At 69.8% G+C, this 20,109-nt stretch carries 16 protein-coding genes; 11 read left to right on the top strand and 5 right to left on the bottom strand.

Annotated features, from left to right (window positions below; all coding sequences use genetic code 11):
- The first annotated feature begins 26 nt into the window (after window positions 1-26).
- The 10 genes from F8566_RS14365 (at window position 27) to F8566_RS14410 (ending at window position 12,004) form a co-directional block, all read left to right on the top strand.
- Window positions 27-695, top strand: coding sequence for an HAD family hydrolase (locus F8566_RS14365; protein WP_151560711.1), 669 nt, complete (start codon window positions 27-29; stop codon window positions 693-695).
- A gap of 215 nt (window positions 696-910) precedes the next feature.
- Complete coding sequence (locus F8566_RS14370; protein WP_151560712.1) at window positions 911-1,342, top strand: hypothetical protein; 432 nt, start codon at window positions 911-913, stop codon at window positions 1,340-1,342.
- A gap of 540 nt (window positions 1,343-1,882) precedes the next feature.
- Window positions 1,883-2,878: an ABC transporter permease gene (locus F8566_RS14375; RefSeq protein WP_151560713.1), complete on the top strand. Its 996-nt coding sequence runs from the start codon at window positions 1,883-1,885 to the stop codon at window positions 2,876-2,878.
- 57 nt (window positions 2,879-2,935) lie between these two features.
- Window positions 2,936-4,696 (top strand): ABC transporter substrate-binding protein, encoded by a 1,761-nt coding sequence (locus tag F8566_RS14380; RefSeq protein WP_151560714.1) that lies wholly within the window; start codon window positions 2,936-2,938, stop codon window positions 4,694-4,696.
- An 82-nt stretch (window positions 4,697-4,778) separates the two neighbouring features.
- On the top strand, window positions 4,779-5,789 hold the full coding sequence (locus tag F8566_RS14385; RefSeq protein ID WP_151560715.1) for an ABC transporter permease: 1,011 nt from the start codon (window positions 4,779-4,781) through the stop codon (window positions 5,787-5,789).
- A 32-nt stretch (window positions 5,790-5,821) separates the two neighbouring features.
- Window positions 5,822-6,892, top strand: a complete 1,071-nt coding sequence (locus F8566_RS14390) for an ABC transporter ATP-binding protein (protein WP_151560952.1) — start codon at window positions 5,822-5,824, stop codon at window positions 6,890-6,892.
- Window positions 6,893-7,047: 155 nt separating this feature from the next.
- Window positions 7,048-8,106: an ABC transporter ATP-binding protein gene (locus F8566_RS14395; protein WP_225993210.1), complete on the top strand. Its 1,059-nt coding sequence runs from the start codon at window positions 7,048-7,050 to the stop codon at window positions 8,104-8,106.
- A gap of 192 nt (window positions 8,107-8,298) precedes the next feature.
- On the top strand, window positions 8,299-10,092 hold the full coding sequence (locus F8566_RS14400) for an ABC transporter substrate-binding protein (protein ID WP_225993169.1): 1,794 nt from the start codon (window positions 8,299-8,301) through the stop codon (window positions 10,090-10,092).
- A gap of 20 nt (window positions 10,093-10,112) precedes the next feature.
- Window positions 10,113-11,063 carry an ABC transporter permease gene (locus tag F8566_RS14405; protein ID WP_151560717.1) on the top strand — a complete coding sequence of 317 codons (951 nt, stop codon included), beginning with the start codon at window positions 10,113-10,115 and terminating at the stop codon, window positions 11,061-11,063.
- Window positions 11,060-12,004, top strand: a complete 945-nt coding sequence (locus F8566_RS14410) for an ABC transporter permease (RefSeq protein ID WP_151560718.1) — start codon at window positions 11,060-11,062, stop codon at window positions 12,002-12,004. The genes F8566_RS14405 and F8566_RS14410 overlap by 4 nt, the downstream gene beginning before the upstream one ends.
- Before the next feature lie 113 nt (window positions 12,005-12,117).
- Here F8566_RS14410 and F8566_RS14415 read toward each other — a convergent pair whose 3' ends face one another.
- The 5 genes from F8566_RS14415 to F8566_RS14435 form a co-directional block, all read right to left on the bottom strand.
- Window positions 12,118-14,619, bottom strand: a complete 2,502-nt coding sequence (locus tag F8566_RS14415; RefSeq protein ID WP_151560954.1) for an ABC transporter permease — start codon at window positions 14,617-14,619, stop codon at window positions 12,118-12,120.
- Between the two features lie 2 nt (window positions 14,620-14,621).
- Window positions 14,622-15,413: an ABC transporter ATP-binding protein gene (locus F8566_RS14420; protein ID WP_151560719.1), complete on the bottom strand. Its 792-nt coding sequence runs from the start codon at window positions 15,411-15,413 to the stop codon at window positions 14,622-14,624.
- A 280-nt stretch (window positions 15,414-15,693) separates the two neighbouring features.
- Window positions 15,694-16,374: a response regulator gene (locus F8566_RS14425; RefSeq protein WP_151560720.1), complete on the bottom strand. Its 681-nt coding sequence runs from the start codon at window positions 16,372-16,374 to the stop codon at window positions 15,694-15,696.
- Window positions 16,375-16,398: 24 nt separating this feature from the next.
- Entirely contained in the window at window positions 16,399-17,619 is a 1,221-nt protein-coding gene (locus F8566_RS14430; protein WP_151560721.1) for a sensor histidine kinase, read from the bottom strand.
- A 133-nt stretch (window positions 17,620-17,752) separates the two neighbouring features.
- Window positions 17,753-18,793 carry a RecB family exonuclease gene (locus tag F8566_RS14435; RefSeq protein ID WP_151560722.1) on the bottom strand — a complete coding sequence of 347 codons (1,041 nt, stop codon included), beginning with the start codon at window positions 18,791-18,793 and terminating at the stop codon, window positions 17,753-17,755.
- A gap of 58 nt (window positions 18,794-18,851) precedes the next feature.
- On the opposite strand from F8566_RS14435, the gene F8566_RS14440 reads away from it, so the two are divergent.
- Entirely contained in the window at window positions 18,852-20,042 is a 1,191-nt protein-coding gene (locus F8566_RS14440; protein ID WP_318836407.1) for a site-2 protease family protein, read from the top strand.
- The last annotated feature ends 67 nt before the right edge of the window (window positions 20,043-20,109 follow it).

Consider the following 20,109-nt stretch of genomic DNA (forward strand, 5'->3'; position numbering starts at 1 on the left):
ACGTCCCATCAAAGGAGAGGAGCTGCGTGAACCCGGCGGGGGGACTGCAGGCCGTACTGGCCGACATGGACGGGACACTGATCGACTCCGAACGGCTCTGGCTCGAGGTCGAGACCGACGTGGTGGCGCGCCTGGGCGGCACCTGGAGCGAGGCCGACCAGCGACATCTGGTCGGCGGCTCGCTCGCGGTCGCCGCCGCCTACATGGTCGCCAAGACCGGCACCGGCGTCTCCGAGGAGCAGGTGGGCCGGTGGATGCTGGACGGCATGATCGAGCTGCTCTCGACGCACGTCCCGCTGCTGCCCGGCGCCAAGGAGCTGCTGTGCGGTCTGCGGGAGGCCGACATCCCGGTCGCGCTGGTCACCTCCAGCCACCGGGCGCTGACCGAGCCGGTCCTCGACGCCATCGGCCGTGACCTCTTCGCGGTCACGGTGGTGGGCGACGAGGTGACGCACACCAAGCCGCATCCTGAGCCCTACCTGACGGCCGCGGAGCTGCTCGGCGCCGACCCCGTGCGGTGCGTGGCCATCGAGGACTCGCCCAACGGGCTGGCCTCGGCGCAGGCCGCCGGGTGCGCGACGGTGGCCGTTCCGGGAGTGCTGCCCCCGCCGCCCGCCCCGCGCCGCACGGTGGTGGGCTCGCTGCAGGAGGTCGACGTGCCGTTCCTGGCCTCGCTCGTCTCCGCCGGGCGCTGAGCGGCTCGTACCCGGCCGTCGCTGAGCGGCCTTCTGGCGGCTCCTGATACCTGCCGGGGTGATCATGCTGGTTGGCTCACGCCTGAGCCCTAGGGGACAGATCACGCTTCCGGATGACACCGCAGGTCCGACAACCGTCCGCTCGGAGGAGTGGCCTTGCGTTCCGGACGTGTGACGATGGGGGAGAGCACTATCGCACGGATTGAGGGGCCCGCATGATCGAGCTGATCAGTTATGGCGTCACCCTGCTGGGGCTGGTCATCAGCTGGGGTGTCTACAAGCGCCGGGGGGCGGCCTCGGGCATGCGCGGCGCCGCCCTGTCCCTGGTGCCCGCCGCGGCGGCGATGACCGGCGTGACCGAGTTCGTGACGGAGCTGGTCTTCAGCCCCGTGAAGTGGGCCGGCGTGGTCCTCGCGGGCCTCGCCGTCATGCTCTACCTGACCTCGGGCGTGATGCTGAGCCGCCGGGCCGAGGCCGGTGGCGCCGTGGACGAGGGCAAGGGGGCCAAGCGCAGCAAGGCACCCAAGGCCGCCAAGCAGCGCAAGCCGGACAAGGCCGTCGAGCAGTCCAGTGGCGGCGCACCCGCCGCCATGGATCCCGACCTCGCCGAGATCGAGGAGATCCTCCGCAACCGCGGCATCAAATGACGTCTCCGTGAATGACGTTCCGTAACCGCGGGACCGGATGAGCACCGGGCCGCCGAGACACCAGTGTCCCCGTGAGTCACACCTGTCCCGGCGGCCCGCTCACCCCTGCTCGCCCGAGCGACCCCGACGCGGGCCGTCCGGCCGCCCTCCATGCGGCCGGACGGCCTTTCTGCTGTGCGGATTCTGCGCCCACCGCCGTTGACCTGCGGACGATCGATCTCAGATCGGACTCAGAACGGTAAAGCTTCCCTGTGCCGACGGCGTTTCAACATCGCGCACGCCGCCCGGCTACGTAATATCTGGGCGGTTTGTCCTGCGTGTTGTCCAGGCCACGTGTGCCCAAGATGACGACGAGATCACAAGTCAGATACGGGTACTAGCAGAGGCCGCCGCACGCGATGGACAGTCGTGCCCGAAGGACTAGGTTTCCCTCCAGCAAACACGGCGTAACGGGCACGGGCAACGGATGATCTCCGCGGCCGCATGACGTTGGGTCGGCGGCGGAGTGGCCAACAGGCCGAACGGCAGGAGGTACGGAGCGTGACCGCACCGATCGAGACGACCGGGTCTGAGGCCGAGGCCCAGCCCGAGGCCGTCCTTGCGGGCGTCGAACGCAAGGCGATCCAGGGCCGCTCGCTCGGTCAGATCGCCTGGTTGCGGCTCAAGCGCGACAAGGTCGCGATGGCCGGCGGCATCCTGGTGGTGCTGCTGATCCTGATGGCGATCGTCGGACCGTTCCTGGTGGGCGACCCCAACGAGCCGCACAACAACCTGATCGACCCGACGCTGTCGCGCCCTAAGACGGGCATCATGCACTCGGGCATCAGCGCCGACCACTGGTTCGGCGTGGACCTGCCGGCCGGCCGGGACATGTTCAGCCGCATCGTCAACGGCGCCAAGTACTCGCTGCTGATCTCGTTCCTGGCGACGATGCTCGCGGTGGTGCTCGGTGTCTTCTTCGGCGTCATCGCCGGTTACTTCGGCGGCTGGGTCGACACCCTCATCGCCCGCGCCATGGACATCTTCCTGGCCTTCCCGCTGCTGCTCTTCGCGATCGCCCTCGTCGGCGTCTTCCCCAACAGCGCGTTCGGGCTGGAGGGCAACGGGCTGCGGGTGGCGTTCCTGATCTTCGTGATCGGGTTCTTCAGCTGGCCCTATATCGGCCGCATCATCCGCGGCCAGACCCTGTCGCTGCGGGAGCGCGAGTTCGTGGACGCCGCCCGCAGCATGGGAGCGCGCGCCCCGTACATCCTCTTCCGCGAACTGCTGCCCAACCTGTGGGCGCCGATCCTCGTCTACGCGACGCTGATGATCCCCACCAACATCATCTTCGAGGCGTCGCTGTCCTTCCTCGGCGTCGGCATCATCCCGCCCACTCCCAGCTGGGGCGGCATGCTGAACGAGGCCAAGGAGGTCTACGAGATCGCGCCGCACTTCATGTTCTTCCCGGGCATGGCGATCTTCATCACCGTGCTGGCCTTCAACCTCTTCGGCGACGGCCTCCGGGACGCGCTGGACCCGCGGTCCTCGCGCTGACCCTCATCCACTGTCCCTCGAGAAACCTCGACCGATCCCAAAGGGAGAGCGAACACAATGAGAAGAACGACACGGAGGGGCACCGCCGTTCTGGCGGTCGGCGTCAGCGCCGCCCTCGTGCTCGCCGCCTGCGGCGGCGGGGATGAGGAAGGCGGCGGCAGCGGCGTCTTCGACCAGGGCAGCAAGGCGATCGTCAACCCGAGCGACGCCAAGGGCGGCACCTTGCAGATGCTCCGGACGGGCGACTTCGACTCGACCGACCCGGGCAACATGTACTACGCCACGGCCTGGAACTTCAGCCGCCTCTACGCCCGCACGCTGGTGACCTTCAAGTCGGTCGGCGGCCAGGGCAACCTGGAGATCACGCCGGACCTCGCGACCGGCCTCGGCCAGCCGAGCGCCGACCTGAAGACCTGGACCTACAAGCTGCGTCCGGGCATCAAGTTCTCCGACGGCACGCCGGTCACGTCCAAGGACGTGAAGTACGCGGTCGCGCGGAGCAACTACTCGCCCGAGGTCATGGAGAAGGGCCCGGTCTACTTCCGGCAGTACCTGGCCAACCCCAACGGCTACAAGGGCCCGTACAAGGACCCGAACCTCGACAACTTCAAGGGCGTCGAGACCCCTGACGACCAGACCGTGGTCTTCAAGCTGGCCGCCCCGTTCGCCGAGTTCGACTACCTGGCCACGATCCCGCAGACCGCTCCGGTCCCCAAGGCCGCCGACGCCGGCGCCAAGGGCGGCGTCAACTACGCCAAGGGCGTCGTGTCCACCGGCCCGTACAAGCTCGACAGCTACGAGCCCGGTAAGTCGATCAAGCTGAGCAAGAACCCGAACTGGGACACCAGCGACCCCAACCGCAAGCAGCTCCTCGACAACATCGAGGTTCAGCTGGGCGTCGCGGCCGACGAGGTCGACAACCGCCAGATGGACGGCAGCGCCCACATGGACGTCCAGGGCAACGGCGTCAACGCCGCCGCCCGGTCGAAGATCCTCTCCGACCCGGAGCTGAAGAAGAACGCCGACAACCCGACCTCGGGCTTCCTCTGGTACACGGCCATCAGCCGCCAGGTCGAGCCGTTCACCAACAAGGACTGCCGCATCGCGGTCCAGTACGCCGTCGACAAGACCGGCTACCAGGCGGCCTACGGTGGCACCACCGGCGGTGACATCGCCTCCACGTTGATGCCGCCGAGCCTGAAGGCGCACCAGAAGTTCGACCTGTACCCGAACAACAACGGCAAGGGCGACCCGGTCAAGGCCAAGGAGCACCTGGCCAAGTGCGGTAAGCCCAACGGCTTCACCACCAACATCTCCTACCGCACCGAGCGGCCCAAGGAGAAGGCGGCAGCCGAGTCCGTGAAGGCCTCGCTGGCCAAGGTCGGCATCACCGTCAACATCAAGAACTACCCGGAGGACGGCTACACCGGCGGTGTGGTCGGCGACCCGAACTTCGTCAAGAAGAACCAGCTCGGCCTGATGGTCTACGGCTGGGCGGCCGACTTCCCGAGCGGTTTCGGCTTCCTGCAGCAGATCACCGACCCGGGCGCGCTCAAGGGCACCGGTAGCTCCAACATCTCGCACATCGACCTCCCTGCCATCGCGAAGCAGTTCAAGGACGTCGTGCAGCTGAAGGACGAGGCCGCGCGCAACAAGGTCTACCAGGAGATCGACAAGGCCGTCATGGAGGACGCGTCGATCATCCCGATGTTGTACGCGAAGAACCTCTACTACCGGAACCCGAAGGTGACGAACGTGTTCATCAACTACGGGTACTCCGGCATGATCGACTACGCCAACCTCGGGCTCGCCAAGTAATTCTGAGAGAGGTGAAGGCAGCGGTGACCGGCGCGGCGGCGTCCCACAGGACCCGCCGCGCCGGCCGCCACCGCCGCTCGAAGTGATCCGATACATCATCCGGCGTCTCTTGGTCGCCGTTCTTCTGCTGGCGATCATCAGCCTGGTGACGTTCGGCATCTTCTTCCTGCTGCCGAAGCTCGCGGGTCAGTCGACCGACGACCTCGCGGCGCGCTATCTGGGCCGGGAGGTCACCCCCGAAGGCCTGGCCGGCGTCAAGGCGAAGCTGGGGCTCGACGACCCCTTCCTGGTCCGCTACTGGGAGTTCGTCCAGGGAATGTTCGTCGGCCAGGAGTACAAGTTCGGCACGAGCATCACCGAGTGCCCCGCGCCCTGCCTCGGCTACTCCTACCGCACCAACGAGCCGGTCTTCGACCTGCTGCTCGACCGTGCGCCGGTGACCTTCTCCATCGCGCTCGGCGCCGCCGTGCTGTGGCTGCTGGCCGGCGTCACCATCGGCGTCATCTCGGCGCTGAAGCGGGGGAGCGTCTTCGACCGCGCGTCCATGTCGGCCGCGCTGGCGGGCGTGTCCCTCCCCATGTTCTTCACCGGCCTGGTCTCGATCTGGCTGATCTGCCGGCAGCTGAAGCTGCTGCCGACGCCGCGGTACCACGAGTTCCTCGACAACCCGGCGACCTGGGCGCAGGCGCTGATCCTGCCCTGGATCACGCTGGCGTTCCTGTACGCGGCGATGTACGCGCGGCTCACCCGGGCGGGCATGCTGGAGACGATGGGCGAGGACTACATCCGCACCGCCCGCGCCAAGGGCCTTCCGGAACGGACGGTCATCACCAGGCACGGGCTGCGGTCCGCGCTGACCCCCATCATCACGATCTTCGGCCTGGACATCGGCCTGCTGCTCGGCGGCGCCGTGATCACCGAGACCACGTTCTCGTTCGCCGGCCTCGGCCAGCTGATGCTGCAGGGCATCACGCGCAGCGACCTGCCCGTCGCCCTCGGCGTCACGATGGCCACCGGCCTGTTCGTGATCGTCGCCAACCTGGTGGTGGACATCCTGTACGCGGTCGCCGACCCGAGAGTGAGGCTGGCCTGATGGCGCGTAAGAACGACAAGCGGGACGACGAGATGCGCGACGGCACGTCCACGGCGCCCGCCGGGCCCGCGGACTCCCGGCCGCCGTCCTCCTTCCTCGAAGTGCGCGACCTGCGGATCCACTTCCCCACCGACGACGGGCTGGTCAAGTCCGTGGACGGGCTGAGCTTCCAGCTCGAACGCGGCAAGACGCTGGGCATCGTGGGCGAGTCGGGCTCCGGCAAGAGCGTGACCAGCCTCGGCATCCTCGGCCTGCACAACCGGCGCAACGCCAGGGTCTCGGGCGAGATCTGGCTGGACGGGCAGGAGCTCGTCGGCGCGAGCGAGGAGCAGGTGCGGCGGCTGCGCGGCCGCGACATGGCGATGATCTTCCAGGACCCGCTGTCCTCGATGCACCCCTTCTACACGGTGGGGCACCAGATCATCGAGGCCTACCGGATCCACAACGACGTCACCAGGAAGGTCGCCCGCAAGCACGCGATCGACATGCTCGGCCGGGTCGGCATCCCCAGGCCGGACCGGCGCGTGGACGACTACCCGCACCAGTTCTCCGGCGGCATGCGGCAGCGCGCGATGATCGCGATGGCGCTGTCCTGCGACCCGGAGCTGCTGATCGCCGACGAGCCGACCACCGCGCTGGACGTGACGGTGCAGGCGCAGATCCTGGACCTGCTCCGGGACCTGCAGCGCGAGTTCAACTCCGCCATCATCATGATCACCCACGATCTCGGGGTGGTCGCCGAGCTGTCGGACGACATCCTGGTGATGTACGGCGGCCGTTGCGTGGAGTACGGCACCGTGGACGATGTGTTCCACGCGCCCGAGCACCCCTACACGTGGGGGCTGCTGGGCTCGATGCCGCGGCTGGACCGGGAGCGCTCGGAGCGGCTGCTGCCCATCAAGGGCACGCCGCCGAGCCTCATCAACCTGCCGTCCGGTTGTGCCTTCAACCCGCGCTGCGCCTACGCTGAGCTGAACGGCGGCAAGAGCACCGAGGAGCGTCCCGACCTGCGGGACGCGGCCCCCGGCCACCGGGTCGCCTGCCACCTGCCCGCCGAGAAGCGCCGGCAGATCTGGAACGACGAGATCGCGCCCAAGCTGTGATGGGGGACAACGTGAGCACATCCGACAACCCGGCGCCGGGGCCCGAGGAGACCCCGCCGGACGCTGCCGCCTCAGAGAAAGCCGCGTCCGAGGGCGCCGCCGGAGCGGCCGCGGCCGCCGCGCCGGTCAAGGGCACCGGGCGCCGGGGGGAGACGCTGCTGGAGGTCGAGGACCTCGGCAAGCACTTCCCGGTCACGCAGGGCATCGTCTTCAAACGCCAGGTCGGCGCGGTGAAGGCCGTGGACGGCGTGTCCTTCTCCGTGCGCAAGGGCGAGACGCTCGGCCTGGTGGGCGAGTCCGGCTGCGGCAAGACCACCACCGGCCGCATGATCATGCGGCTGCTGGAACCCAGCTTCGGGAAGATCACCTTTGAGGGGCACGACATCACCCACATGTCCCAGCGGGACATGCGGCCGCTCCGCCGTGACATCCAGATGATCTTCCAGGACCCGTACTCGTCGCTGAACCCGCGGCAGACCGTCGGCAGCATCGTCGGCGCCGCGTTCCGGCTGCAGGGCGAGCAGCCGCGCCAGGGGGTCCGGGCGGCGGTGCAGGAGCTGCTGGAGATGGTCGGGCTCAGCCCCGAGCACTACAACCGCTACCCGCACGAGTTCTCCGGCGGCCAGCGGCAGCGCATCGGCATCGCCCGCACGCTCGCGCTGCGGCCCAAGCTGATCGTCGCCGACGAGCCGGTGTCGGCCCTGGACGTGTCGGTCCAGGCGCAGGTCGTCAACCTGCTGGAGGACCTGCAGGACGAGCTCGACCTCACCTACGTCGTGATCGCGCACGACCTGTCGGTGGTGCGGCACATCTCCGACCGGGTCGCGGTCATGTACCTCGGCAAGCTCGTCGAGATCGCCGACCGGGCGGACCTGTACGAGCGGCCGATGCACCCGTACACCAACGCGCTGCTGTCGGCGGTGCCGATCCCCGACCCGAGCAAGCGCGAGGGCCGGGACCGGATCCGGCTGCAGGGCGACGTGCCGAGCCCGCTCGACCCGCCGCCCGCCTGCCGCTTCCACACCCGTTGCTGGAAGGCGCAGGAGATCTGCAAGCAGGTCGAGCCGCCGCTGCAGGAGCTCAGCCCGGGCCACATGGCGGCGTGCCACTTCCCGGAGAACACCACGGTCAGCGCCACCGACCTGGTGGCCAAGGCCGCGGTCGCCCCGGGCCCGGCCCCCGGCCCGGCGGACTCACCCGTCGGCAAGGACTGACGGCCAGCACACCCGACGCCTCCCGGCGGCAGGTGACCGGCCCGTGCGGAGTCGCTCCGCACGGGCCGGTCTTGCTTTCCGGTATACCTTACGTCATGCTCCGGTCACAATCTGTACAGGACGGAGCGGCGCGGGGCCGAGCCCTGCAAGGTCGGCTGTGGGTACGACTCGCGGTCATACAGGAGGCGCGTGGTGCGGGGTTACGAGATGGCCGCGCGGGAATGTCCGGCAGCCGTGACGATCGTGCTGGCAACGCTGCTGGCGGGGGCGCTCGCCGCCTGTGACGGCGAGGCGGGCGGCGACGGGGCCGGCGGTGGCGGCACGCTGAGGATCGTGGGCGCCGCGGACCCGGACCATATCGATCCGGCGAGCGGCTACACCTTCGCCTCGCTCTCGCTGAGCCGGATGTTCGCCCGGCCGCTGTTCCACACCAGGTCGTCCAACACGTTCGAGGAGACGATCCCCCTCCAGCCCGACGTCGCGCGCGAGCTGCCGACGCGGCGGAACGGCGGGATCAGCCCCGACGGCAGGACCTACACCATCACCTTGCGCGACGGCGTCACATGGAACACGCGGCCGCCGCGCGAAGTGACCGCCGGCGACTACGTCCGTGGCCTGAAGCGGCTCTGCAACCCCGCGTCACCGTCGGGAGGGCAGGGGTACTACCGATCGACCATCACGGGCATGGCGGCCTACTGCGACGCCTACGCGAAGGTCGACGGCAGGAACGCCAAGGCGATGGCCGACTTCCAGAACAGACACGACATCGCGGGCCTGAAGGCCAAGGACGCCAAGACCCTCGTTGTCCGCCTCGACCGCCCGGCCGGCGACATGCTCGACCTGTTGGGCCTGCAGTTCGCGACGGCCGCGCCGCGGGAGTACGACCGCTACGTGCCCGACGGGGCCGAATTCCGCCGCAACACCATCTCGAACGGCCCGTACCAGATCACCCGGTACACGCCCAACACGACGATCGTCCTGGACCGCAACCCGGCCTGGCGGGCCGACTCCGACCCGCTCCGCCCCGCCCACGTGGACCGGATCCAGATCACCCTCGGGCAGGACACCCCGGACGGCGTGCAGCAGCAGCTCGAACAGGGCACCGCCGATCTGGCATGGGACTCGCCGGTGCCGGTCGCGGCGATCAACCGGCTCAAGGCGGCCGGCGACCCGCGCTTCGCCATCCGGCGTTCCCCGAGCCTCAGCCCGTTCCTCGTCTTCAACCTGCAAAGCCCCAACAACGACCGGGCCCTGGCGGACCGGCGGGTACGGCAGGCGATCGCGTACGCCGTCGACAAGTCGGCGCTGGTGAAGATCTACGGTGGCCCCGACGTGGCCGAGCCGTTGAACCAGGTGATCCCGCCGGGCAACGCCGGCCACCGCAGGCACGACTCGTACCCGACGCCCGGCAGCCGGGGAGATCCGGCCAGGTGCCGGAGCCTGCTCGCCGCCGCGGGCCACGCCGGCGGGCTGACTCTGCGCTTCCCCTACCGGGTGAGCGGCAACAACCCGAAGGTCGCCCAGTCGGTGCAGGCCAACCTGGCCGCGTGCGGCATCACCGCGCATCTCATCGCCGACGGCAACGGCACCTTCTACAGCAGCACCCTGGTGACACCGTCCGCGGCCCGCGAGGGGCGGTGGGACGTCGCCGTGCCGAACTGGAGCCCCGACTGGTACGGCAACAACGGCCGGTCGGTGATCCAGCCGCTCTTCGACGGCAGGACCTACGGGCCGAACTCCACCAACTACGGCGGCTACAACAACGCCGAGGTCAACGAGCTCATCGACGAGGCGCTCCAGACCGAGCAGCCGGCGAGGGCCGCGGAACTGTGGCACGACGCCGACCGGCTCATCATGGCCGACGCGGCGGTGGTGCCGTTCCTCAGCGCGAACTTCCCCATCTTCCGCTCCGACCGCGTTCGCAACGCGCACTTCATCCCGACCATCCAGGCCTATGATTACTCTAAGGTCCGACTAGCCTCCTGAGAGTCACGTCTCACCTGCCGATGGACACCTCACCCCCCGCCCGCGAGATCCAGGGCCGCAGCCCGTGGACACTGGCGTTCGCGCGGCTCCGCGCGGACCGGCTCGCCATGATCTCCCTCGGCGTCATCGTGCTGGTGACGCTGTTCGCGCTGACCGCGCCGTTGTGGGCGGCGTGGACCGGCCACACCCATCACTCCGCCCATCCGAGGACGGGACTGGACGAGAGCGGACTGCCCGCCGGGCCGTCGGGGGAGTTCTGGCTGGGGGCCGACTCGATCGGCCGGGACGTGCTGGTGCGGGCCGCCTACGGTGCTCGGATCTCGTTGCTGGTGGGGCTCGCCGCGACCGCGCTGGCGACCCTCTTCGGCGTGGTGATCGGAGTGCTGTCGGGATTCCTCGGCGGCTGGGCCGACGCCGTGCTCGCGCGCGGCATGGACGTGGTGCTGTCGTTCCCCTACCTCCTGGTCGCCATCGTGGTCGCGGTGACGTTCGGCGCGAGCGTGCCGCTGACCATCGTCGTGATCGCATTCTTCATGTTCGCCGCCATGGCGCGGGTCGTCCGCGGCCAGGTGCTGTCCATCAAGGAGAAGGAGTACATCGAGGCCGCCCGGGCGCTCGGCGCGAGCACGCCGCGGATCATGCTCGTGGAGGTCCTGCCCAACCTGGTCGCGCCGGTGACCGTGCTCGCCTCGCTCCTGGTCCCGCAGGCCATCACGTTCGAGGCGACGCTGTCGTTCCTGGGCGCCGGCGTCGACCCGTCCACACCCAGCTGGGGCAGCATGCTCAACGAGGCGCAGGAGTACTACCAGGCCGCCTGGTGGTACCTGTGCGTCCCGGCCGGGCTGCTGCTGGCGACCACGTTCGCGTTCAACATCCTCGGCGACGGCATCCGTGACGCGTTCGATCCGCGCACCGAACGGCTGGTGCGCGGGCGGGCACGGCGGCGGCGCGGGAAGGCGGCGAAACGATGATCCGGTTCGTCGTCCGGCGGCTGGCGTTCGGGGTCGTCGTGCTGTGGGTGGTGTCCACCGCCGTGTTCTTCCTCGTCTTCGTCGCGGCCGGCAAGCCCGAACGAGTGATCGGCGGCCCGCGCGCGACGACGGAGACGCTGCGGCTCATCCGCAGGAACCTCGGGCTCGACGAACCGCTCATCGTGCAGTACGCCAGGTTCCTCGGGCGGTTGCTGCAGGGCGACCTCGGCCAGTCCTACATCAACGGTGCTCCGGTCGCCTCGATGATCGGCGGCCGGCTGCAGACGACGGTCGTGCTCGTGCTGGGCGCGTCGGTGCTGTGGTTCGCGGGCGGCGTCCTCACCGGCGTGCTGAGCGCCACCCGGGCCCGGTCGTTCTTCGACCGGCTGGCCACCTTGTTCGTGCTGGCCGGGTTGTCGATGCCCGCGTTCGTGGTGGCACTGCTGATGTTGTACGTGCTGTTCAGCAAGGCGGGCGACGCGGGGATCCACCTGTTCGAGCCGGGACCGCCGCTGCAGGAGAACTTCTGGAAGCGGATGACCCTGCCCTGGCTCGCGCTGGCCTTCCTGCTGATGGCGGGCTACACGCGGCTGACCCGCGGCGCGATGCTGGACGTGCTCGGCGAGGACTACATCCGGACGGCCCGCTCCAAGGGCCTGCCGGAACGGCGGGTCGTCTACAGGCACGCCCTCCGGGCGGCGCTGACCCCGGTGGTGACGCAGTTCGGCGTCGACGTCGGCGTCCTCATCGGCTCGACCATCGTCACCGAGAAGGTGTTCGGCCTGCAGGGCGTCGGCCAGCTCGTCGTCCAGTCCATCACGGTGGGGGACGCGCCGGTCATCCTCGGGGTCGTGCTCGCCGTCGCGCTCTGCGTGGTGGTGGCGAACCTCCTGGTCGACATCGCCTACTCGTACCTGGATCCGCGTGTACGGCTCTCCTGAGTCCACCTGAAAGGAACAAGCGCCCCGCACGGCCGGGTCTGCCGTGCGGGGCGCTTCGTGCCCCCGGATGGGGCGTTCCGCAGTGCTGCGGTGTCATTCAGTGGAGTGCGGTGTTATTCGGTGGAGATGGCCTTCAGGACGTCCATCCGGCCGGCCCGCCACGCGGGCCACAGCGCGGCCAGCACCCCGATGATCGCGGCCACCACGACGTACACGCCGAGCGTGACCACCGGGATGGAGAGCACGGTGAGCCCCTGGTCCTCCAGTGCGCTCTGCAACGCGGCACCGAACGCGATGCCGATGCCGATGCCGAGCGCCGCGCCGAAGATGGCGATGACGATCGACTCGACCCGGATCATGCGGCGCAGCTGGCGGCGGCTGATGCCGATCGCCCGCAGCAGGCCGATCTCGCGGGTGCGTTCGATCACCGACAGGGCCAGCGTGTTGATGACCCCGACGGCCGCGATGATGACCGACATGACCAGCAGGATCGTGATGAGGGTGATGAACTGGTCGACCTGCTTGCGCGCGTCCTTCTTGAGGGCCGTCTGGTCGGAGACCTTCAGGTTCGGGTAGTCCTGTACCGACCGCTCGATGGCCTGCTTGGTCGCGGCGTCGGTGTTCTTGGTGTTGACGACGATGCCGTCGACGGCCGGCTTGGCCGTGTGGGCCATGTAGACCGGCTGGGCGATGACGCGCGGCCCGAGCATCTCGTTCTTCTCGTAGATGCCCGCGACGCGGAGCTGCTGCGTCTTGCCGTCGGGGAACGCCGTCGCGATCGTCGAGCCCACCGCCCACTTGTTGTCCTTGGCGGTGTCCTCGTCGATGAGCATGCCGTCCTGGCCGAGCGCGGTGCTGCCGGTCACCATCTTCAGCCGCACGCCTTCGGAGAGGGCCTTGATGTCACCCGCGACGTAGAACGCGCGCTTGCCCTTGATCTTGGCGTTGCCCGAGTAGAACGGCGAGGCGTTGTCGACGCCCGGGGCAGCGGCGATCTTGGCGACGGCGGAGGTGTCCGTGCCGCCCGCGCCGGTCGGCTCGACCACGTAGTCGGCGCCGAACTGCTTGTCGACCTGCGACTCCACCGAGGCGCTCATGGAGGCGCCCATGACGTTCACCGCGGTGATGAGGGCCAGGCCGATCATCAGCGCGGCGGCGGTCGCGGCGGTGCGGCGCGGGTTGCGCAGCGCGTTCTGCTGGGCGAGGCGGCCCGGCATGCCCATGACGCGGGCGAACGGCGCGCCGAGCACCCGCACCACCGGCTTGCTGATCACCGGAGCGAGCATCGCCACGCCGATGAACACCAGCAGGACGCCGGCCCCGACCGGGGCCACCGGGTTGCTCCCGCCGCCGAACAGGCCGAGCGCGATCAGCGCCGCGCCGAGCAGGGTCAGCGTGGAGCCCAGCGCGATCCGGATTCGCAGCGAGCGCTGCGGCAGCGCCACGTCGTCGCGCATAGCGGCGACCGGCGGGATCTTCGCCGCGCGGCGGGCCGGGAAGTACGCCGAGACGACCGTGACGACGATGCCCACGACGTACGACCAGAGGACCGGCCGCCAGGTGAACACCAGCCCGGACGCGCTGTCCTGCATCATGAAGCCCTGCAGCATCAGCGCCAGTCCGGCACCGGCCACCAGGCCGATCGTGGACCCGATGACGCCGACCGCGATCGCCTCGCCGATGACGGCCCGGGTCACCTGGGTCCGTGCCGCGCCGATGGCGCGCAGCAGCGCCAGTTCCCTGGTGCGCTGGGCGACCAGCATGGAGAAGGTGTTGAAGATGATGAACGCGCCGACGAAGATCGAGATGAAGGCGAACACGAGCAGGAACGTCCGGAAGAAGTTCATGATCGTGGCGACGTCGCTCTTGGCGTCCTCGCGGAGCTTGGTCCCGGTGATCGCCTCCAGGTTGGCAGGCAGGACCTTGGCGACGCTGTCGCGCAGCTCGGTCTCGCTCGGGCCCGACGAGGCCATCTGAATGTCGTTGTAGAACCCCGGCTTGAGCAGCAGCCGCTGCGCGGTCGCGGTGTCGAACGCGGTGACCGTGGCGCCCATCAGGTTGCCGGTGTCGATCAGGCCGACGACCGTCAGCTGCTGCGGCGGCCCCTGGACCACGACCTTGACGGAGTCACCGATCTTCAGCTTGCCCTTCTCGGCCGTCTTGGCGTCGATGGCGACCTCGGTCGGACCGCCCGGCGCGCGGCCCTCCTTCAGGTCGTAGTCGCCGCCCGGAGTCCAGTTGACGCCGAACTGCGGCGGCCCCTGCTGCTCCGTGCCGACGATCTTGCCGTTCTTCCCGACGACCGCCGCGTAGCCGGTGACGTTGCCCTTGACGTCCTTGACGCCGGGGATCGCGCGGATCCTCTCCATGACCGACGCCGGGACGGGCTGTGCCGACAGCCCGTCGTCCTCGATGTCGTCGGTGAGCTTCTTGGCGCGAACATCGACGGCCACGCCCTTGCCGACCTGGCTGAAGAGATCGTCGAACTGCTTGTTCATCGTGTCGGTGAAGATGAGCGTGCCCGACACGAACGCCACGCCGAGGATCACCGCGACCGCGGTGAGGACGAGGCGGATCTTGTGCGCCGCGAGATTGCGGAGCGTCACCTTGGCCATCATCAGGCCTTGACCCCCGGCTGATCGAAGCCCTTCATGCGCTCCAGCACGCGCTCGGCCGTCGGGTCGGCCATCGTGTCGACGATCTGGCCGTCGGTCAGGAACAGCACCTGGTCGGCGTAGGCGGCCGCGTTCGGGTCGTGCGTGACCATGACGATGGTCTGGCCCATCTTCCGCACCGAGTCGCGCAGGAAGCCCAGCACCTCGGCGCCCGAACGCGAGTCCAGGTTGCCGGTCGGCTCGTCGGCGAAGATGATCTCGGGACGCGAGGCGAGGGCGCGGGCGCAGGCGACGCGCTGCTGCTGGCCGCCCGACAGCTCGCTCGGGCGGTGCTTGAGGCGCGGCCGCAGGCCGACGGTGTCGATGACCGCGTCCAGCCACTGCTGGTCGGGCTTGCGGCCGGCGATGTCCATGGGCAGCGTGATGTTCTCCAGCGCCGTCAGCGTCGGCACCAGGTTGAACGCCTGGAAGATGAAGCCGATCTTGTCGCGGCGCAGCCGGGTCAGCTGCTTGTCGCGCAGCCGGGTCAGGTCGGTGTCGCCGATGAAGACCTGGCCCGAGTCCACCGAGTCCAGCCCCGCCATGCAGTGCATGAGCGTCGACTTGCCGGACCCCGAGGGGCCCATGATCGCGGTGAAGCGGCCGCGGGGGATGCCGACGGTCACGCTGTCGAGGGCGATGACCTGGGCGTCGCCGGAGCCGTACACCTTGGCGATCTGATGTGCCCGTGCGGCGAAATCGCCCGCCCCGGGCGCGGAGTGCGCGTCAGCGGTGGATGGGGCGGTGTTCGTCACGTGAACTCCCCTGTCTGCGGAATCTGAGTGCGGATGAAACCTGGAACGGAACGGTTCGCAGGACCGCGCTTCCCCCGGTGCGATCCATGACACAGAACAGTAGGGGCCTGCGAGGCTTCTGAGATGCACCCAGGGAAGGGACTTCGCACTCCACCCTTGGACGGAGGGGTACGCCCACCCTCGTCCTCGCGGGGGAGGGGTGGATCATCTTCCGTCAAGGGCCAAGGGCCACGCCGCACCCGGGCGGCCGGGCGGCCGCGAAGTCAGCTTTGGCGCGAAGTCAGCTCTGGCCGGGCCGGCTCATCCCCGTCTCGTAGGCGTACACCACGGCCTGCACCCGGTCGCGCAGCCCCAGCTTGGCCAGGACGTTGCCCACGTGCGTCTTCACCGTCGTCTCGCTGACCACCAGCTCCGCGGCGATCTCGGCGTTGGACAGCCCACGCGCGACGTGCGACAGCACCTCGCGCTCGCGTTCGGTCAGCGTGTCGAGACCGGGCGGGGGAGCGGAGTCACGGACCGCCGGGAGCCGGGTGGCGAACTTGTCCAGCAGCCGGCGGGTCACGCTCGGCGCCACGATGGCGTCGCCGGCCGCCACGATGCGGATGGCCTGCACCAGATCCTCCGGCGGCGAGTCCTTGAGCAGGAACCCGCTCGCCCCGGCCCGCACCGCCTCGATCACGTACTCGTCCAGGTCGAACGTGGTGAGGATCAGCACCTTCGGGTCGTGTGACGCGGCGCCCTCGCGGATGATCCGCCGGGTCGCCTCGATGCCGTCCACGCCCGGCATGCGGATGTCCATCAGCACCACGTCCGGCAGCAGCGACCGGGTCATCTCAACCGCCGCCGCGCCGTCGCCGGCCTCACCGACCACCGCGAGATCGGCCTCCGCCTCCAGGATGAGCCGGAATCCGGTCCGCAGCAGCGGCTGGTCGTCCACGAGCAGAACCCGCACCGTACTCATCTGTCTGCTCCGCTCGTTCTCAACTCATGCCTCCAGGGGGAACCGGGCCCGTACGCCGAAACCGCCGCCGACCCGTGGCCCGATCCGCAGCTCGCCGCCGTACAGCGCGACGCGCTCGTACATGCCGACCAGGCCATGCCCGGGATTGTCCCCGTTCTCGGCAATGATCGTCGCGGTGCCACGCCCGTCGTCCTCGATCTCCACGGTCAGGTCGTCGTCGGTGTAGTAGAGCCGGACCCAGGCGCGCGCCTGCGGACCGGCATGCTTGAGCGTATTGGTGAGCGCCTCCTGAATCAGCCGGAAGGCGGCGACGTCCACGCCGGGCGAGGGAGTGCGCGCCTCGCCCTCGATCCACAGCTGCACGGACAGGCCGGTCTCCCGGACGTGGTCGAGCAGCTCGCCGAGGTCGCCCAGACCCGGCTGGGGCGCGAGCTCACCGCCCGCCCGCTCGGGATCGCGGTCGGTCCGCAGCACGCCCACGATGCGGCGCATCTCGCTCAGCGCGGTGCGGCCGACCTCCTCGATGGTGGTCATGGCCTCACGGGCGCTGCCCGGGTTGCGGTCGAGGATGCGCCGCGCGGCACCCGCCTGGACCGTCATCACGCTGACATGGTGGGCGACGACGTCGTGCAGCTCGCGCGCGATCCTGGAGCGTTCCTCGACCCTGGCCGCCCGCGCGTCGGTGCCGCGCGCCCGTTCGAGCCGGGCGGCGCGGTCCTCCAACTCGGCGAAGTAGGCGCGCCGGAGCCGCAGGTTGCGGCCGAGCACCCAGACGCCCATGACCAGCGCGTTGTCCATCATGAAGGTGATGATGCCGACCTCGATCGGCATCATCACCAGCATCGTGTTGAACGAGACCAGGGCCAGAAGCCCGCCGAGGGCGCTGTGCGCCAGCCCCCGGTGCGCCGCCACGCTGTAGGTCGCCAGCAGGAACGCGACCACGTCCGGGATCGTCGCCGGATAGTGCTCGACCGAGATCCAGATCTCCCCGACCACGATGAAGCACAACACCGTCATCGGGTAGCGCTGCCGGAACGTGATCGACATCGTGATGGCGATGATCAGCGCCACGTGGGTGGCGTCCGAGACCCCGTAGTACCGCTTCAGCTCCGGTGGGACGTCCTCGATGTAGAGCTGGAGGAACCCCATGAGCACCAGGGCCACCGCCAGCACGGCGTCAGCCGCCTGCGGGCGTGACTGAAGCCAGGCGCGGAAGGCCGCGAGGCCGTGGATACGGGGTGACACGATTCTCACCCTAGGAGGTCGTTCCAGGTGGTGAGCCCTCCTGGACGCGGATCTCAGCTCATCCGCAAGGAGGAGTAGGACATCGGCGCAGCTCGAGCAGCAGGTGAAACGGCAGGTCGGGCAGCAGGCGACGTCACAGGTCGTCGCCGCGCCCGTACGCCGAAACCTCCAGATCGGCGGGGGAGGGGCGGTCGACCGGGGCCGCCGGCAGCGGCGGAGGCGTGCCGCCCCAGCCCGGGCAGCGCTCCTTGTGGTCGCACCAGTCGCAGAGGCGGCTGGTGCGGTGGCGCCACTCGCCCGTCTCCATCGCCCGCCGGATCGCCGCCCACAGCGCCTCGACCTTGCGCTCGGTCGCCCGCAGGTCGGCCTCGTCGGGCTCGTAGCGCAGGACCTCGCCGTTGCCGAGGTACATCAGCTGGAGGAGCCGCGGCACCTTGCCCTGCAACCGCCACAACACCAGCGCGTAGAACTTCATCTGGAACAGCGCCCGCGCCTCGAAGTCGGCGCGCGGCGCGGTGCCGGTCTTGTAGTCGACGATCCGTATCTCGCCGCTCGGGGCGACGTCGACCCGGTCGATGTAGCCGCGCAGCTTGAGCCCGGAGGCCAGCACGGTCTCCACGAACAGCTCCCGCTCGGCCGGCTCCAGGCGGCGCGGGTCTTCGAGCGTGAAGTAGCGCTCGACCATCTGCCGGGCCTGCTCGAACCACTCCCGCTCGACCGCCGCGCCGTCCAGGCCGCCGGTGTCACCCTGGGCACCCGCGTCACCTTCGCCTCGGTCGCCTGTGTCACCTTCGCCTGTGTGACCTTCGCCCTGGTCGCCTGTGTCACCGGCGCCGTCCTCGCCCGCCGCGGCGAAGAGGCGCGCCAGCTCCGGCTCCTCGGCCTGCAGGCGCTCCCACTGCGGGGCCAGCAGCTCCAGGGCGGCGGGCGGAGTGCGCTGCTCCCTGGGCAGGTCGTAGAGCCGTTCGAGCACCGCGTGCACCAGCGTGCCGCGCACCGCGGCCGGGCTCGGCTTCTCCGGGATCCGGTCGATCACCCGGAAGCGGTAGAGCAGCGGGCAGGTCATGAAATCGCCCGCCCGCGAAGGGGACAGGGAGCCGATCACCTGCGGGCCTTCGGTCGCCCCAGTCTCCGGTGCGGTGTCCGGCGAGCCTGCGGCCTCGGTGGTCGTCATGTCCAGCACCCTAGGGGACACCACCGACGAATTCCCGTAGCCGCGTAGCATCGGGGTCGTGGCAGAGAGCGCACCCCCGACCGAAGGCAAGACCGCACCCGGCGGGGATCCGGCCGGCGCCGGTCCCGGGCGGGCCGGGCAGGGCCTTTTCATGGGACGCCCGTTCGGCGTCCCCGTGTACGTGTCCCCCAGCTGGTTCCTGGTCGCGGTGGTCGTCACCGTCATGTTCGAGAACCAGGTGCTGAAGACCGAGGTGATCGGCCGTCCCGGGAGCTTCGTGGTCGCGTTCGCCTACGCGCTGCTGCTGTACGCGTCGGTGTTCGTCCACGAGCTGAGCCACGCCGTGACCGCCCGCGCGCTCGGCCTGCCCGTGCGTTCGGTCACCCTGCACATCCTCGGCGGCGAGACCTCCATCGAACGCGAGGCGCCCACGCCCGGCCGGGAGTTCCTGATCGCGTTCGCCGGGCCGCTGGTCAACCTCGTGCTCGCCGGGCTCGGTCTGCTGGCGCACCTGGTGCTGCCGCTCCCCGGCGTGGCCGTGCTGCTCGTCGACGCCCTCACGTTCGCCAACCTGCTGGTCGGCGTGTTCAACCTGCTGCCGGGCCTGCCGCTGGACGGCGGCCGGCTGGTACGGGCCGCGGTCTGGAAGGCCACCGGGCAGAGCCGCAACGGCGCGATCTTCGCCGGCTGGGTGGGGCGCGGGGTCGCGCTGTTCACCCTGCTCGTCGGCGCGGTCCTGGCCACCCGGCCCGCCTCGGGCGGCGGCGGCTTCGGCTGGCTGGCCCTGCTCTGGTCGGCCCTGGTCGCCTCGTTCATCTGGGTCGGCGCGACCCAGGCCATCCGGGCCGAGAAGGTCCGCGACCGCATCCCGCTGCTCGACGCCCGCCGCCTGGCCCGCCGCGCCACCCAGGTGACGGCGGACGTCCCGCTGGCGGAGGCGGTGCGCCGCGCCCAGGAGGACCGGTCCGGCGCCCTGGTGATCGTCGACCATGAGGGGCGGCCGCTCGGCCTGGTGAACGAGAAGGCCGTGACGGCCACGCCCGAGCACCGCCGTCCCTGGATCGAGGTGGGCGAGCTGTCGCGGGGACTGGACCCGGACCTGACCCTCTCCGCCGACCTCACCGGCGAGGAGCTGCTCGTCGCGCTCCGCCGCGCCCCCGCCTCGGAGTACCTGCTCGTCGAGCCGGACGGCCGGGTCTACGGGGTGCTCGCGGTGGCCGACGTCGACCGCGCCTTCGCCGGGATCTGAACCGCCCGGCCCGCCCGCCTGGGCGGCCGCTCCGGCCGCTCCGGGCGGTCTGAGCGGGGGCTTCCCG

The sequence above is a fragment of the Actinomadura rudentiformis genome, from assembly GCF_008923185.1.
Lineage (GTDB): Bacteria > Actinomycetota > Actinomycetes > Streptosporangiales > Streptosporangiaceae > Spirillospora > Spirillospora rudentiformis.